The organism is Rhizobacter sp. J219 (genome assembly GCF_024700055.1).
Taxonomy (GTDB): Bacteria; Pseudomonadota; Gammaproteobacteria; order Burkholderiales; family Burkholderiaceae_C; genus Rhizobacter.
Map to the genome: position 1 here is coordinate 5,127,655 of NZ_JAJOND010000001.1, position 15,374 is coordinate 5,143,028.

The following is a 15,374-nucleotide window of genomic DNA, read 5'->3' on the forward strand; positions in this document are numbered from 1 at the left end:
CGCAAGCGCAGCGCCGCGCTCATCAAGCAACGCCCGCGGAGCCGGCTTTGCCGGGCCGCAGGGCGGCGCCCCTTGGGGGCAGGAGCGCAGCGACTGGGGGGCCCTACTTGATCGCGGCTTTGCCCAGGTCCCAGATGGGGAGGAACACGCCGAGCGCGAGGATCAAGACCAGCACGCCGAGGAAGATGATCAGGATCGGCTCGATCTGCGCCGACAGGCTCTTCAGCTCGTACTCCACTTCCTGCTGGTAGAAGTCGGCCACCTCGCCGAGCATCTCGTCGAGCGTGCCCGACTCTTCGCCCACGGCGATCATCTGCAGCACGACGGGCGTGAAGATGCCGCTCGCGGCGGCGGTGCGCAGCAGGCTGTCGCCGCGCTCCACGCCCTCGCGCATCTTCTCGATGGCGCGGGCGTAGAAATGGTTGTCGACCGTGTTGGCCACCACCATCATGGCCTGCACCACCGGCACGCCGCTCTTCAGGGCCAGCGCAAAGCTGCGCGAGAAGCGCGCGAGCGTCGCCTTGCGGATGATCTTGCCGGCGATGGGGAACTTGAGTTTCAGCTTGTCCCACGTGTAGCCGCCGTCCTCGGTGGCCGTCCAGCGCTTGAAGGCGAAGAAGCCGCCGACCGCGCCCACCAGCAGGTAGGGCCAGGCGACGAGGGTGAACTTGGAGAAGCCGACCAGCAGCTGCGTCATGAACGGCAGGTCGGAGCCGAGGTTGTCGAACACCCGCTGGAACGCCGGAATCACGAACACATTGACCACGCCGATGGCGATGATCATCACCGCGACCACGAAGCTCGGGTAGCGCAGCGCCGACTTCACCTGGTCGCGCATCAGCTTCTCGAATTCGAGGTGGTGGAAGAGGCGCAGAAAGACTTCGTCCAGCCGGCCCGTCATCTCGCCCACACGCACCATCGCAACGTAGAAGGCGCTGAAGACGCCGGTCTGCTTGGCGAGCGAGGTCGACATCTCGTTGCCCGACTCCAGGCTCTCGCGCGTCTGGCGGATCACATCCTTCATTGCCGGCGAGGCCGACTCCTGCAAGCCGCCGAGCGCCCGCGTGAGCGCGATGCCGGCCTTCAGCAAGGTGTGCAGCTGGCGGCTGAACATCAGCAGGTCTTCGTGCTTGACTCTTTCCTTCTTGCCGAAGCTGATCTGCTTCGACGCCATCGACGCCCCCACCGCGGTGGCGAGCGCGATCTCGAGCGGCGTGCTGCCGGCACGCTGCAGCTCGGCGGCCACCGCACCAGCGGAGTCACCCTCGAGCACGCCCTGCAGCAGGTCGCCGCCGGCGTCACGTGCGGTGTAGGTGAACTGGGGCATTTGTCACATGCATCAGGTCGTGGTCAGCCGTCGCCGCTGGCGGCCAGCGCCATTGCTTCCGAAATCGTCGAGCGGCCGGCATGCGCCAGCGCGAGAGCGTTGCGCAGCAGCGTCTTGGTGCCGATCTGCGCCCGTGCGATGCGCACGAATTCGATCGGCGAGCCGTGGTTGGCGGTCTGCACGAGTTCCGGCGTCATCTCCAGCATCTCGTAGACCGCGGTGCGGCCGATGAAGCCGGTGCCGTTGCAGCGCGAGCAGCCCATGCCGCGCATGTACTTGCCGTCCTTGCCTTCGGGGCCGATGTAGTGGTCGAGCCAGCCCAGTTCCTGCGGCGTGGGGGTGTGCGGTGCCACGCAGTTCTCGCACACCAGGCGCACCAGGCGCTGGGCGATCACGAGGTTGAGCGACATCGCCACCATGTAGGGCGGCACGCCCATGTCGAGCAGGCGCACCGGCGTGGTCGCCGCGTCGTTGGTGTGCAGGGTGGAGAGCACCATGTGGCCGGTCATCGCGGCACGCAGGCCGATCTCGGCGGTGGTCTTGTCGCGCATTTCGCCGACGAGGATCACGTCCGGGTCCTGGCGCAGCGCGGCGCGCAGCACGCGTTCGAAGCTCAGGTCGATCTTGTCGTGCACCTGCACCTGGTTGATGCCGGGCAGGCGGTATTCGACCGGGTCTTCCACCGTGATGATCTTGCGATCGGGCGAGTTGATCTCGTTGAGCGAGGCGTAGAGCGCGGTGGTCTTGCCGCTGCCGGTCGGGCCGGTCACGAGGATCATGCCGCTCGTGCGGTTGAGCGCCGCGCGCACCTTGGCGAGCATGGCTTCGCCCATGCCGAGGCGGTCGAGCTGCAGCAGGCCGCCGCTCTGGTTGAGCAGACGCATCACGACCGACTCGCCGTACTGCGTGGGCATCGTCGAGATGCGCACGTCGAGCGGGTTGCCGCGGATGTCGACGTGGAAGCGGCCGTCTTGCGGCAGCCGCTTCTCCGAGATGTCCAGGCCCGACATCAGCTTCAGCCGCAGCACGAGCGCCGGGGCGATCTTCAGGTCGGCCTCGGTCTGCAGGTGCAGCACGCCGTCGATGCGGAAGCGCACATGCAGCTTGTGCTGCTGCGGTTCGATGTGGATGTCGGACGCACGCACCTGGGCGGCGTCTTCGAACAAGGTCTGCAGCAGCTTGACGACCGGCGCGTCTTTCACCGCGGCTTCGGTGCCGAGCAGGTTGCCGAAGTCGGCCTCGGTCTGCGCGAGTTCGGCGGTCAGCTCCTGCGACAGCGCGGTGATCTCGCCGGTGCGGCGGTAGACGCGGTCGATGGTGGCGAGCAGCTGCGTCTCGGTGACGGCGGCGAGGTCGATCTCGCGCTTGAGGATGCGGGTGAGCTCGTCGTAGGCGAAGAGGTCGCTCGGGTCGGCCATGCCCACCCGCAGCACGCCCGCGTTGTCTTCCAGCACCAGCGCGCGGAAGCGGCGCGCCTGCGCCTCGGTCAAGAGGTTCACCAGCGCGGGCGCCGGGTTGGTCTGCTTGAGGTTGATGTAGGGGATCTTGAGCTGGCCGGCGAGCGCACCCGAGATCTGCTCTTCGGTGACGAGCCCGCTGTCGACCAGGATGCGGCCGAGCTTGCGGCCGCTGGAGCGCTGCTGCTCGAGCGTGGCGGTGAGCTGCTCCTGGGTGATGAGGTTCTGCTGAACCAGCAGGTCACCCAGGCGGATTTTCTGGGGTGGCGGCATGCGCGGTCCTGACGACGAAGGCCATGTGTGGGGCCATTGTCGAAAGGGGGCCTGCCGGGGAATTGCGGGAAGTGAGCGGCTTTCCGAGGCCAGTTCGGTGCATGGGTCAGGGCGGCACGCCCATGTCGGCGAGCGCCTTGCGGATCACCGGTGCATGCTCGCCTTTCGCCTGGCCGTCCTCGATCTCGCCGGCCCGCTCGAAGAGCGGCACGAAGAGGCCGAGCTTGTCGACCGGGCCCTTGAGCGTGACCGTGCCGTGCTTCACGAACGCGCCCTGCCAGGCCGCCAGCACCTCGTGCCAGAAGCTGCGGGTGGCGGCGTAGTAACGGTCGGCGCCGGTGAAGTCACCGTCTTTCAGGCGCTCGTAGCGCGCCATGCCGACTTCGCGACCGAGGTAGGGAAACCCGGCGTCCGGCCGGCGCTCGGCGTCGAGCCGGGCCTTGAGGTTGTACTCCTCCTGCGTCCAGCCGGTGGGGTGGACGGTGTGGCGGTTGCTGCCGATGAGGGTGTCGTAGTCCTTGCGCACGCTCCACTCGCGGCGCGGCAGCGGGCGCCAGGTCTCGCCGCTGATCCAGGTGGAGAAGCTCGCGTTGTGCTGCCATCGGCCGAGGCTCGCGTAGCGCGGCGATTCGTCCACCTGGTAGACCGTCTGCGACCAGGCGCCGCGGCGCTCGGCTTGCGGCACGGCGCGGCGCTGCCAGCGGTCGCGGCCCCGGTACTCGACCAGGGCCTCGGGCTCGTAGCGCCAGTCCTGCCGCCAGTGCTTGGTGACCATCGGCGCGCTCGGCTTGCCGTCCTTGTCGACGAAGCGCATGTCGAGGATGTGCACCAGGCTCACGAAGCCGGGCTCGTCGCGGTCGACGTAGACCTTTTCGGTGCCCCACGACTGGTAGGGACCGAGCTTCTGCGGATCGTCGGCCGCGGTGTAGCTCGCGATTTCGAGGAAGTCGAAGCTGACGCGGTACCTACCCGCCATCGCGAGGATGGCGCGGCGGTCGCGTTCCTGTGGCGTGAGGCCGGGGGACTGCAGCGCCTGCCATGCGGGCGAGGGCTGGGTGTCGACGGTGACCGGCACGCCGCGCGTGGTGCCGCCGCGTGGCTTGAGCGTGCTGCCGTCGAGGGGGTACGAGAAGGTGTAGCGGGGCGGTGTGGGCGCCGTTTCGGCGGCTGTCGCTGCGGTGGCGCACCACAGCCAGGCGAGGCAGATCAGGGTCTTGGTCATGGGAGGTGTGTCGTCAGGTGCGCCAGACGCGCGGCGGCGTGCCGGCCAGCGCCCAGGCGGTCTTGCGCCAGCGGCGCCACACTTCGACCAGCAGGTGCATGGCCGGTTCCACCCGGTGTGCGAGGGCGCGCAGCACCACCACCTCGGCATGCGGCGAGGTGCAGCCGGCAGTCGCGCGCAGCGGGTCGGCCGCACAGGCCTCGCGGGCTGTGTCGAGCAGCGCTTCGCGCCGGGCGGCCGGCAGCGCCGAGCCGCCGGCGAACCACATCGTCGCGAGCACGCTGTGCCCGGCCCAGCCGAGCGGCGACTGCAGCAGACGGGTGTCGTGCCCGTCGATCCTGCCGCGCTCCAGCCACACGCCGGGCAGCTCGATGCTCTGCGTGTAGCGGCCACGGTCGTAGGGTTGGCCGCTCGCGGGCAGGCCGAGGGCGAGCACGTCCCAGCCCATCATCTCGGCACCAGGTGCGAAACTCGAAGCGCATGCGGTTCTCGGCCAGCGTGTCGGGGTAGAGGATGGTTTCGAGCGGCAGCCACTCGAAGCGCGCACCCTCGGCCACCCGTGCGGTGAGCGTCTGCAAGCCCGGTTCGCCCAGGCTGCGGTAGAAGCGGGTGGCGCCTGGCGTGGTGACGAGCGCATGGCTGCCGGTCTGCAGCCCGACGTCGATCGCCAGCACGTCGCCCCCGACCACCCCGCCCGGCGGGTGCACCAGCACGTTGTGGCAGACCGCATCGCCTTCGGGGTAGAGGCTTTGCAGGACGCGCAGGGGGCCGTTGTGGGTGTCGTGAACGGTGGTGCGCTCGCCCGTGCGGCGGTAGTCGAGCTTCAGGTGTCCATTCCAGCCCCTGCTCATCGCAGGCCCCACACCGTCTGCACCATCTGGTAGCCGGCCGGGTCGTAGGCCTTCAGGCCCTTGCGGTCGAACGGCATGTAGTTGATCCCCACGAAATAGGCGGCCGACAGTTCGGCGAAGTATTCGAGCTGGTTGTGTCGGGCGTAGGCCTCGGCGATGGTCTGGCCCTTGTAGTCCTGAACGTTGCGGTAGAGGCCTCGTGCGAGTGCCCCTTCCCATGGCGCGTGGATGTCGGGGTCCTTGGGCTTGCGGTGCAGAAGGTGCCAGGCGTGGGCCATCTCGTGGGTCAGCGCCTTCTTCGACCACAGGTCGTCGAGGAAGAGGAAGTTCTCGGCGCTGTAGATGATGATCGCGCCCTGCCAGCGGGGGTCGTGCAGCGGGTTGCGCGAGCCGCGGGTCACGTAGCGCATGCCGCTCTTCAGGCCACCGTGCGGTGACTTGGCACCCCACATCAGGAAGTAGGTGGTGGCGCAGAATTCGTCGCGCGTGTGCGGCGGCAGCAGGACGATGATGTCTTGCAGCGTGGCCGTGAGCTTGCGTGTGGCCGCGTCGGTGAGCTTAGGGTCGGCGCTGGCCATGCCGGTTTCGTACTGGATGTCGAAGAGGCCGGGCAGCCTCGTGTAGGCGCGGCGGGTGTCGGAGAAGCTGAGGGTGTCCTTGCCTTCGGTGGCAGCGAAGGTCGGCAGTGCCACCAGAAGAAAGACCCACAGAAACAGGAGGCGCATGGAGTCAGGCGGCGGAGTCGAAGACCCCGCTTTTTACCGCACGGTGCCCCATCAGCTGTTGCCGGCGCTCCGGTGCGCCCAGGCCGTGGTGCGCTTCTCGACCACCGCGAAGAGCTCGTACATCGCCATCGCCATCACGCCGATCACCACCAGCCCGGCGAAGGCCAGGCCCATCTGCATCGACGAACCGGCCGAGATGAGCAGGTAGCCGATGCCTTCGTTGGCGGCGGTCATCTCCGAGACGGTGGTGCCGACGAAGGCGAGCGTGATCGCCACCTTCAGCGAGCCGTAGAAGTAGGGCAGCGAGCGCGGCAGGCCGACCTTGATGAGCACGTCCCAGCGTTTGGCGCCGAGCACGCGCAGCACGTCTTCGGCTTCGGGCTCCAGCGTGGCGAGGCCAGTGGCGATGTTGACGGTGATGGGGAAGAAGGAAATCAGGAAGGCGGTCAGCACCGCCGGCCCGACGCCGATGCCGAACCACACCACGAGGATGGGCACGAAGGCGGCCTTGGGCAGCGCGTTGAAGGCCGTCATCAGCGGGTACATCGCCGCATAGGCCATGCGCGAGCTGCCGATGAGGAAGCCGAGCAGGGTGCCGACGACGATCGACAGGCCGAAGCCCGCCATGGTGACCCAGAAGGTGCGCCACGCATGGCCGGCGATCACGCCGCGGAATTCGACCAGCTGTGTGGCGATGCGCGAGGGCGAGGGGAAAATGAATTCCGAGACGTTGAAGCCGCGGCACAGCAGCTCCCACAGCACGAGCACGCCGACGAGCAGCGCCCACGGCGCCAAAGCCTCTTTCTGCTTCTTGTTCATTGCGGCACCTCCACCTGCCCAACAGGTTTGCGGATGGCGCCGATGTGCTCGCGCAGCTCCAGCACGAGGTCGGTGAACTCCTTGGTGTAGGTCAGCTCCAGCTCGCGCGGGCGTGGCAGCTCGATGGTCTTGCGCACCAGCATGCGCCCCGGGCTGCGGCTCATCACGTACACCGTGTCGGCGAGGAACACCGCCTCGCGCAGGTCGTGCGTGACGAGGATGACGTTGAATTTCTGCGTCGCCTGCAGGTCGCGCAGGATGCACCACAGCTCTTCGCGGGTGAACGCATCGAGCGCGCCGAAAGGCTCGTCGAGCAGCAGCATCTTGGGCTCGTGGATCAGCGCGCGGCAGATCGAGGCGCGCTGCTGCATGCCGCCCGAGAGCTGCCACGGGAACTTGTCTTCGTAGCCCCCAAGGCCCACGCTGGCCAGCAGCTTCCTGGCCTTCTCCGCGTATTCGCTGCGCTTTGCGCGGAAGTTCGAGCGGTAGGGCTCGACGATCTCCAGCGGCAGCAGCACGTTGTCCAAGGTGGTGCGCCACGGGAGCAGCGATGGTGCCTGGAAGGCCATCCCGGTGATCTTGAGCGGGCCGGTGACCTCGCGCCCGTCGATCAGGATGCTCCCCTGCGAGGGCATCTTGAGCCCGGTGGCGAGTTTCATGAAGGTCGACTTGCCGCATCCCGAAGGGCCGACGATGGCGATGAACTCACCCTCGTTGACCTGCAGCGAGATGTCTTCGACGGCGTATTGTTTTTTGGCGAGCAGCTCGTCGTTGTAGGCGAGCCAGACGTTGCGGAAGTCGACGAAGCTGGGCATGGGCTATTTGGGCAGGTAGGACAGGGCGGACTTGACCGCCTCTCGGTAGATTCCGGGCGCCTCGCGGTGCAGGTAGCTGTGCGAGCCGCCCGAGATCTCGACCCAGCGCACGCTGCCGGGCCTCGCGGCATCACGCAATTTCCGGCCCAGCTCGATGGGCACCGTCCTGTCGCGGTCGCCGTGCATCATGAGGATGGGGGCGTCGACGCGGGCGATCTTCTGGTCGGAGTAGAAGCGCTGGCGGGTGATCCACGAGGCGACCACGCCGTAGGCGCCGACCGAGGCCGCCACGTCGGGCAGGCTGGTGAAGGTCGACTCGACGATCAGCGCGCCGTAGTCGCTGCGGTAGCGCTTGCGTGTGGCGAGGTCGATGGCCACGCCGCCCCCCATCGAGTGGCCGAAGATGACGCGCTTTTTCGGGTCGGGCTGGCGCTGGACGAGTTCGGCCCAGGCCACGTCGGCATCGGCCAGGATCGACTCTTCCGAAGGGATGATGGGCTCGCTGTCGCCCCAGCCGCGGTAGTCGACCGCGAGCACCGACACACCGGCGTCACGCAGCGCCTCCATCTTCGGGTGGTTCTTGTAGAGGCTGCGGAAGGTTCCGTGCAGGTAAAGCAGGGTGGGTGCTTGCGGGTCGGGGTGCGGCATCCACCAGAAGGCGAGGGTCTCGGGCTTGTCGCCATCGCCCGGCTTCTTCTCGCCGCGCACCTTGAGCGTGTACATCTGGTCGCCGGCCTTGAGCCCCGCGAAGTCGGCCGGACGGCCAGGCGCGGGTCGGTAGACCAGTTCGCGCTCCTTGGCGTCCCACCAGGCGCAGCCGCTGGCCAGCAGCGACAGGCAAAGCGTCACACACGGCGTTACCCACCGCCGGCGCCGACCGGGGTGAGTGCTCAAAAACATGGCGACAATTGAACCCATGAAAGTCCTTGTTTCCGCGCTGGCGATGGCCGCGGCCTGCACAGCGCTGCCCGCCCTTTCCCAGACCACCATCGAACCCGAGAAGCCCGCCCCGGCAGTGAACGCCCGGGCACCTGCGGCCAGCCCGTCCGGCAGCGGGGGCACCTGGCGCCTGATGGCTTCGCCCTACACGATCCATTATTCACACGACCCCAACCACCGGCCGGTGTGGATGCTCGGCTTCGAGCGCGAGCGGCTCGACGGCATGCTGTGGGGGGCCTGCTACTTCAGCAACTCGTTCGGCCAGCCGAGCGCGATGGTCTACGGCGGGCAGCGGCTGTACGACTTCAGCCCCTACCCGCAGTTCTTCGCCCAGTGGACGGCCGGCATCATGTATGGCTACAAGGGCGAGTACCAGGACAAGGTGCCGTTCAACCACCGCGGCTTCTCGCCCGGCGTGGTGCTGGCCCTGGGATGGCAGTTCACGCCGCGCTATTCGCTGCAGGCGAACGTGCTCGGCAACTCGGCCTTGATGTTCCAGTTCTCGATCGACCTGCCCTGAAGGGCAGCGTCACTTCTTCGGCGCGGCCTTGAAGATGTCGCGCTCGGCGGCCGCCGGCAGGTGGCTGCCGTTCCACACCGCTGCCGCGTTCACCCGCTCCTTGGTGGCAAACGCGTCCGACACCTGGCTCGCCATCAGCGACAGGCGCCCCGGGTTGGTGGCACCGAAGGTGTCGGCCTTGGCATCGGCGGTCAGCACCGAGGCGTCGAGCGCGAGCTTCAGGCGCCGCAGTTCGAGCTCTTCGTTGATGATCCCGTCGCGTGTCTTGACGGTCGCGATGCCGGCTTTCGGGTCGGCGATCACGTCTTTCATGCCCTTGGTGAAGGCCCGCAGGAAGGCCTTCACCGCCTCGGGGTTCTTCTTGAGGAATTCCTCGCCGGCAATGATCGCGTTGCCGTAGAGCTTCACGCCGTACTGCGGGTAGGGGAGGATCACCACGTCATCGGTCTTCACGCCGCGCGCTTCAAGGTTGAGCAGCGAGGTGAACGAGAAGCCGGTGATGGCGTCGATGTCGCCGCGCACGAGCATGGTCTCCCGCAGGGGCGGGTCCATCGCCGTCCAGGCGACGTTGTTGATGTTGTTGGCCTTGGCGAAGATCGGCCAGGCCTTGCGACCGGCGTCGAAAACGGGCGCGCCGAGTTTCTTGCCGTTCAGGTCGGCCGGGGTCTTGATGCCGCTCTTCTTGAGCGCGAGCACCGCGGCCGGCGTGTTGTTGTAGACCATCATCACCGCGACCGGCTTGTTGGGCGCGGTCGGGTTGTTGGCGTGGAATTCCATCAGCGCGGCCAGGTCGGCAAAGCCCATGTCGTAGGTGCCCGAGGCCACACGGGTGACGGTGCCGCCCGAGCCGTTGCCGGCGTCGATGGTCACGTTGAGCTTCTCGGCCTTGAAGTGGCCTTTGGCGGCGGGCACGAGGAAGAGCGCGGCCGGGCCTTCGAATCGCCAGTCGAGCTGGAACTTGAGCGGGGTCTCCTGGGCGTGGGCCAGCAGGGGAAGTCGTCCACAGGGTGGTGGCAAGGGCGAGGGTCGTGGTGAGTTTCATGGGGGGTGGCATCAAAGATGGGGAAGAAGTGCAAGAAGCATGCACACCTCAGACCGGCGCTCGCAGCCCGGCCACATAGGTGGCGGCGAGGTTGCGCTCGTCGCCCAATGTCATCCAGGCGAACACTTTTTCATGCAGATCGCGCGCCAGCGAGAGGCGGCGCTGCGCGACCGGGCCGGCGGCCCAGTCCCACACGCAGACGTCGGCCATGCGGCCGGGCTCCAGCGAGCCGATCTCGTCGCCCAGCGACAAGGCCTCGGCCGCGCCGCGCGTGGCGGCGTGCAGCGCCTTCCACGCGGTGAGGCGCTCGCCGCGCAGGGCCTGGATCTTGTAGGCGTCTTGCAGGCTGCGCAGCTGGCACAGGCTGGTGCCGCCGCCCACGTCGGTGGCCACGCTGACCGCCGCACCGGCGGCTTCGGCGGCGCGCCAGTCGAAGAGGCCGCTGCCGAGGAAGAGGTTGGAACTCGGGCTGTGGGCGATCTGGGCGCCGCTTTCGCGCAGGGCGGCGCGGTCGTCGTCGTCGAGCCAGATGCCGTGCGCGAGCACGCTGCGCGTGCCCAGCAGGCCGGCGCGGGCATAGACGTCGAGGTAGCTGCGCGCCTCGGGGAAGAGCTCTTTCACCCAGCGCACCTCATCGCGGTTCTCGGCCACGTGGGTTTGCATGTATAGGCCGGGGTGCGCCTGGCACAGTGCACCGGCCATCGCGAGCTGCTCGGGTGAACTCGTGGGCGCGAAGCGCACGGTGACGGCGAAGGCCAGCCGCCCGTTGCCGTGCCAGCGGCCGATGAGGTCGGTGCAGTCCAGTTCGGCCTGCGCCACGGTGTCGCGCAGGCCGTCGGGGGCGTGGCGGTCCATCAGCACCTTTCCGGTGATGAGGCGCATGCCGCGGGCCTGGGCGGCGGCGAAAAGCGCCTCGGTGCTGGCCTTGTGCACGGTCGGGAAGACCACCGCACTCGTGGTGCCGTGCGCGAACAGCGCATCGAGGAAACGCGCCGCGCCGGCCTCGGCTTCGGCCACGTCGGCATAGCGCTGCTCGGCGGGGAAGGTGTAGGTGTTGAGCCAGTCCAGCAGCTCGGTGCCGTAGCTGGCAATGACGTCGAGCTGCGGGCTGTGCACGTGGGTGTCGATGAAACCCGGCAGGATGAGCTGGCCGCTGTGGTCGTGGCGCGGCCAGCTGGCGTCGGGCGCTTCGGCCTGGGCGCCGACGATGCGGCCACCTTCGATCATCAGCCAGTGGTCGGGCCGGAAGCGCACCACGGGCGATGCGGTGGCACCCCATTCGGGCGCGCCGGTGAAGTCGAGCAGGTCACCGCGCAGTGCGAGGCGCAAGGCAAGGCCGGGGGTGGCAGAAGAGGTGGTCATGGCGCTGCCGCTGCAAGGCGCGTACCGGCGGACGGTCTGGCGGCATGGAGGATGCTAAGCATGTTCAGCGCTGAAAAACTGCCTGCTCTGGAATAAGCTGTTCTCATGAACCCGCAACCGATCCGTTTTTATCACCGCGGCGCCGTCGTCGAAGTCAACGGCCCGCACCCCACGCGCTCGGTGCTGGAATGGCTGCGCGAAGACGCGCACTGCACCGGCACCAAGGAAGGCTGCAACGAAGGCGATTGCGGGGCCTGCACAGTGGCGGTGGGTGAGTTGAACGATGCGGGCGACGGGCTTTCGCTGAAGACGGTGAATGCCTGTCTGCAGTTCCTGCCCACGCTCGACGGCAAGGCCCTCTTCACGGTGGAGGATCTGAAAGGCCCCGAGGGCCTGCACCCCACACAGCAGGCGATGGTCGAGTGCCACGGCTCGCAGTGCGGCTTCTGCACGCCTGGCTTCGTGATGAGCCTGTGGTCCTGCTACGAACAGCATCAAGCCGCGGCAACGCGGCCCACGCGCCAGCAGCTCGCCGACGAACTGGCGGGCAACCTCTGCCGCTGCACCGGCTACCGCCCCATCCTCGATGCGGGGCAGCGCATGTTCGAGTTGCCGCGGCGCACGCTCGACACCGCGCCGGTCGTGAAGGCCCTGCAAGGCCTGCAACGCCTCCACCAGGAAAGCGGCGGCCTGCACTACACCGCCTTCAACCGCCAGCTGGGGGGTGGCGAGCGCGTCGACCATTTCCGCGCGCCACGCACGCTCGACGCACTGGCCGGCCTGCGCGAATACCACCCCGACGCCACGCTGCTGGCGGGGGCCACCGACATCGGCCTCTGGGTCAACAAGCAGTTCCGACCGCTGGGCGACATCCTCTACCTCGGCGAGGTGAAGGAGCTGCAGCGCATCGACGAAGAGAACGGCGAACTCGTGATCGGTGCCGGCGTGTCGCTCGAAGCTGCGTGGCAGGCGCTCGCCGAGCGCGTGCCGTCGCTCACCGAGGTGTGGCTGCGGTTCGCGTCGCCGCCGATCCGCCATGCCGGCACGATGGGCGGCAACGTGGCCAACGGCTCGCCCATCGGCGATGCCGCGCCGGTGCTGATGGCGCTGGACGCGCAGCTCGTGCTGCGCAAGGGTGCGCGGGTGCGGCGTGTGGAACTGGCCGAGTTCTACCTCGGCTACATGAAGAACCAGCTGCATGCTGGCGAGCTGGTGCAGGCGATCGCGGTGCCGCTGCCGGCGCTGCAGCGCCAGGTGCGCGCCTACAAGATCAGCAAGCGCTACGACAGCGACATCTCGGCGATCTGCGCGGGCCTTGCGATCGAACTGAACGGCGACACGGTGCAGTCGGTTCGCATCGCGCTCGGTGGCATGGCGGCCACCGTCAAGCGGGCGAGCGGGGCGGAAGCCGCGCTCGTCGGCCAGCCGTGGACGCAGGTGAGCCTGCAGCGTGCGCAGGCCGCCCTGGTGCAGGAGTTCACCCCGCTCACCGACTTGCGCGCGAGTGCCGCCTACCGCCTGCAGGTGGCACAGAACCTGTTGCAGCGCTTCTGGCTCGAAACCCGGACGCACGACCCGCTGCCGCCTGCCGCGACCAGTGTCTGGGCGCGTGTGGAGGCGCTCTGATGAACAAGCCGCTCGACAGCTTCCTGCAGCCGCCCTCGGAGGCCGAGGCCTTGCGCGAAGGCCACCGCGTGGGCATCAGCCGTCCGCACGAGTCGGCCCATCTGCATGTGGCGGGCGAGGCCGCTTATATCGACGACCTGCCCGAGCTGGCCGGCACGCTGCACGCCGCGCTCGGGCTGTCGCCCGTCGCCCACGGCAAGCTGACCGGCCTCGACCTGCAAGCGCTGCGCGCGATGCCCGGCGTGGTGGACGTGCTGACCGCGGCCGACATGCCCGGCGGCAACGACTGCGGCCCGATCGTGCACGACGACCCCATCCTCGCCGACGGTGAATTGCGTTACCTCGGCCAGCCCGTCTTCGCGGTGATCGCGACCAGCCGCGATGCGGCGCGGCGCGCGGCCGGCCAGGCGACGAGCGTGCTGACGGTGGAGGCGCTGCCGCCGGTGGTCTCGCACCGGGAGGCCCACGCGCTCGGTCAGTACGTGCTGCCGCCGATGCACCTGGTGCGTGGTGATGCGCAGGCCGCCATCGCGGCGGCACCGCATCGCTTGCACGGCACGTTCGACGTCGGTGGGCAGGAGCAGTTCTACCTCGAAGGCCAGATCAGCTACGCCATCCCGAAGGAAGACGACGGCATGCTGGTGCACTGCTCCACCCAGCACCCGAGCGAGATGCAGCACGTGGTGGCGCATGTGCTCAAGCTGCAGGCGCACCACGTGCAGGTGGAATGCCGGCGCATGGGCGGCGGCTTCGGCGGCAAGGAATCGCAGTCGGCGCTTTTTGCCTGCGTGGCCGCGGTGGCGGCGCGCCGGCTCAAGCGGCCGGTGAAGCTGCGACCCGACCGCGACGACGACTTCCTCATCACCGGCCGGCGCCACTGCTTCTGGTACGAGTACGAGGTGGGCTACGACGACGAGGGCCGCGTGCTGGGGGCCGAGATCACGATGGTCTCGCGCGCCGGCCATTCGGCCGACCTGTCGGGCCCGGTGATGACGCGGGCGCTCTGCCACTTCGACAACGCCTACTGGCTGCCCGACGTGGCGATGCACGGCTACTCGGCCAAGACCCACACGCAGTCGAACACCGCCTTCCGTGGCTTCGGTGGGCCGCAGGGCGCGATCGCGATCGAGAACATCCTCGACACCATCGCGCGCACCCTCGGCAAGGACCCGCTCGACGTGCGCATGCTCAACTACTACGGTCCGGGCGACGGTGACGAGCGGGTGACGACCCCCTACGGCCAGAAGGTCGAAGACAACATCCTGCAGGCGCTGACGGCGCAGCTCGAAGTGACGAGCGACTACCGTGCGCGCCGCCTGGCGGTGGCCGAGTTCAACGCGACAAGCCCGCTGCTCAAGCGCGGCATCGCGTTCACGCCGGTGAAGTTCGGCATCTCGTTCAACGTGGCGCATTTCAACCAGGCGGGGGCGCTGGTGCACGTCTACAACGACGGCTCCATCCTCGTGAACCACGGCGGCACCGAGATGGGCCAGGGCCTCAACACCAAGGTGGCGCAGGTGGTGGCACACGAGCTGGGCGTGGCGTTCGAGCGCGTGCGGGTGACGGCGACCGACACGCAGAAGGTCGTCAACACCTCGGCCACGGCGGCCTCGACCGGCAGCGACCTCAACGGCAAGGCCGCGCAGGACGCGGCGCGCCAGATCCGCGAGCGGCTGGCGGCGTTTGCGGCCGAGCAGGCGGGGGTGAAGGTGAGTGATGTTCGCTTCGCTAACGACACCGTCTTCATCGGCAGGAAGGGTGCGAAGCCCCCACACGAAGTGCCGTTCTGCGAACTCGTGACGCAGGCCTACCTCGCGCGGGTGCAGCTGTGGTCCGACGGCCACTACGCCACGCCGGGCCTGCACTGGAACCGCGAGACCATGCAGGGCAAGCCCTTCTTCTATTTCGCCTACGGCGCCGCCGTGAGCGAGGTGCTGGTGGACACGCTCACCGGCGAGTGGAAGCTGCTGCGCGCCGACCTGCTGCACGACGTGGGCCGCTCGCTGAACCCGGCGGTCGACATCGGCCAGGTCGAAGGCGCGTTCATCCAGGGCATGGGCTGGCTCACCACCGAAGAGCTGGTGTGGCACCCCGCCGATGGCTCACCGAAAGCCGGGCTGCTGGCCACGCATGCGCCCAGCACCTACAAGATCCCCACCGCGAACGACTGCCCGCCGGTGCTCAAGATCAAGCTCTTCGAAGGCGCGAACCCGGCCGACACCATCCACCGCAGCAAGGCGGTGGGCGAGCCGCCGCTGCTGCTGCCGTTCTCGGTGTTCTTCGCGATCCGTGATGCGGTCTCGTCCGTGGGCGGGCACCGGGTCGACCCGCCGTTGACGGCGCCGGCGACGAGCGAGGCCATCCTGCGGGCGATCGAGGCGGTGCGGGCCGGCTGA

12 protein-coding genes and 1 pseudogene are annotated in these 15,374 nt (G+C 68.3%); 3 read left to right on the forward strand and 10 right to left on the reverse strand.

What is annotated here, in order from left to right; translation table 11 throughout:
• Nucleotides 1–103: 103 nt before the first annotated feature.
• From LRS03_RS24450 to LRS03_RS24485, 8 genes and pseudogenes are all read right to left on the reverse strand, one after another.
• Nucleotides 104–1,327 (reverse strand): type II secretion system F family protein, encoded by a 1,224-nt coding sequence (locus LRS03_RS24450; RefSeq protein WP_257828825.1) that lies wholly within the window; start codon nt 1,325–1,327, stop codon nt 104–106.
• A gap of 23 nt (nt 1,328–1,350) precedes the next feature.
• On the reverse strand, nt 1,351–3,057 hold the full coding sequence (locus tag LRS03_RS24455) for a GspE/PulE family protein (RefSeq protein ID WP_257828827.1): 1,707 nt from the start codon (nt 3,055–3,057) through the stop codon (nt 1,351–1,353).
• Between the two features lie 106 nt (nt 3,058–3,163).
• The gene (locus tag LRS03_RS24460; protein WP_257828828.1) at nt 3,164–4,279 is read right to left on the reverse strand and encodes a DUF6607 family protein; all 1,116 of its coding nucleotides are present in this window, start codon (nt 4,277–4,279) and stop codon (nt 3,164–3,166) included.
• Nucleotides 4,280–4,292: 13 nt separating this feature from the next.
• Nucleotides 4,293–5,130, reverse strand: a pseudogene (locus LRS03_RS24465) (urease accessory protein UreD).
• Nucleotides 5,127–5,855 (reverse strand): hypothetical protein, encoded by a 729-nt coding sequence (locus LRS03_RS24470; protein ID WP_257828829.1) that lies wholly within the window; start codon nt 5,853–5,855, stop codon nt 5,127–5,129. Before LRS03_RS24470 ends, LRS03_RS24465 begins: the two are co-directional and overlap by 4 nt.
• Nucleotides 5,856–5,906: 51 nt before the next feature.
• Entirely contained in the window at nt 5,907–6,674 is a 768-nt protein-coding gene (locus tag LRS03_RS24475; protein WP_257828830.1) for an ABC transporter permease, read from the reverse strand.
• On the reverse strand, nt 6,671–7,489 hold the full coding sequence (locus LRS03_RS24480; RefSeq protein ID WP_257828832.1) for an ABC transporter ATP-binding protein: 819 nt from the start codon (nt 7,487–7,489) through the stop codon (nt 6,671–6,673). Before LRS03_RS24480 ends, LRS03_RS24475 begins: the two co-directional genes overlap by 4 nt.
• 3 nt (nt 7,490–7,492) lie before the next feature.
• A complete protein-coding gene (locus LRS03_RS24485) occupies nt 7,493–8,338 on the reverse strand; it encodes an alpha/beta hydrolase (protein ID WP_257828833.1) in 846 nt (281 codons plus the stop codon).
• A gap of 67 nt (nt 8,339–8,405) precedes the next feature.
• Here LRS03_RS24485 and LRS03_RS24490 point away from each other — a divergent pair, with 67 nt between their 5' ends.
• Nucleotides 8,406–8,948, forward strand: a complete 543-nt coding sequence (locus LRS03_RS24490) for a hypothetical protein (RefSeq protein WP_257828835.1) — start codon at nt 8,406–8,408, stop codon at nt 8,946–8,948.
• Between the two features lie 9 nt (nt 8,949–8,957).
• On the opposite strand, the gene LRS03_RS24495 is transcribed toward LRS03_RS24490, so the two are convergent.
• The gene (locus LRS03_RS24495; protein ID WP_257828836.1) at nt 8,958–9,965 is read right to left on the reverse strand and encodes an ABC transporter substrate-binding protein; all 1,008 of its coding nucleotides are present in this window, start codon (nt 9,963–9,965) and stop codon (nt 8,958–8,960) included.
• Nucleotides 9,966–10,038: 73 nt separating this feature from the next.
• Nucleotides 10,039–11,352 carry a guanine deaminase gene (guaD, locus tag LRS03_RS24500; protein WP_257828838.1) on the reverse strand — a complete coding sequence of 438 codons (1,314 nt, stop codon included), beginning with the start codon at nt 11,350–11,352 and terminating at the stop codon, nt 10,039–10,041.
• Between the two features lie 105 nt (nt 11,353–11,457).
• On the opposite strand from guaD, the gene xdhA reads away from it, so the two are divergent.
• The gene (gene xdhA, locus LRS03_RS24505; protein WP_257828840.1) at nt 11,458–12,978 is read left to right on the forward strand and encodes a xanthine dehydrogenase small subunit; all 1,521 of its coding nucleotides are present in this window, start codon (nt 11,458–11,460) and stop codon (nt 12,976–12,978) included.
• Nucleotides 12,978–15,374 (forward strand): xanthine dehydrogenase molybdopterin binding subunit, encoded by a 2,397-nt coding sequence (gene xdhB, locus LRS03_RS24510; RefSeq protein ID WP_257828842.1) that lies wholly within the window; start codon nt 12,978–12,980, stop codon nt 15,372–15,374. The genes xdhA and xdhB overlap by 1 nt, the downstream gene beginning before the upstream one ends.

Excerpts from the sequence above, each read along its gene's own strand:
- LRS03_RS24490 (WP_257828835.1), top strand. The coding sequence starts at position 8,406 with ATGAAAGTCCTTGTTTCCGCGCTGGCGATGGCCGCGGCCTGCACAGCG.
- LRS03_RS24475 (WP_257828830.1), bottom strand. The coding sequence starts at position 6,674 with ATGAACAAGAAGCAGAAAGAGGCTTTGGCGCCGTGGGCGCTGCTCGTC.
- guaD (WP_257828838.1), bottom strand. The coding sequence starts at position 11,352 with ATGACCACCTCTTCTGCCACCCCCGGCCTTGCCTTGCGCCTCGCACTG.
- LRS03_RS24470 (WP_257828829.1), bottom strand. The coding sequence starts at position 5,855 with ATGCGCCTCCTGTTTCTGTGGGTCTTTCTTCTGGTGGCACTGCCGACC.
- LRS03_RS24450 (WP_257828825.1), bottom strand. The coding sequence starts at position 1,327 with ATGCCCCAGTTCACCTACACCGCACGTGACGCCGGCGGCGACCTGCTG.
- xdhA (WP_257828840.1), top strand. The coding sequence starts at position 11,458 with ATGAACCCGCAACCGATCCGTTTTTATCACCGCGGCGCCGTCGTCGAA.
- LRS03_RS24460 (WP_257828828.1), bottom strand. The coding sequence starts at position 4,279 with ATGACCAAGACCCTGATCTGCCTCGCCTGGCTGTGGTGCGCCACCGCA.
- LRS03_RS24455 (WP_257828827.1), bottom strand. The coding sequence starts at position 3,057 with ATGCCGCCACCCCAGAAAATCCGCCTGGGTGACCTGCTGGTTCAGCAG.
- xdhB (WP_257828842.1), top strand. The coding sequence starts at position 12,978 with ATGAACAAGCCGCTCGACAGCTTCCTGCAGCCGCCCTCGGAGGCCGAG.
- LRS03_RS24480 (WP_257828832.1), bottom strand. The coding sequence starts at position 7,489 with ATGCCCAGCTTCGTCGACTTCCGCAACGTCTGGCTCGCCTACAACGAC.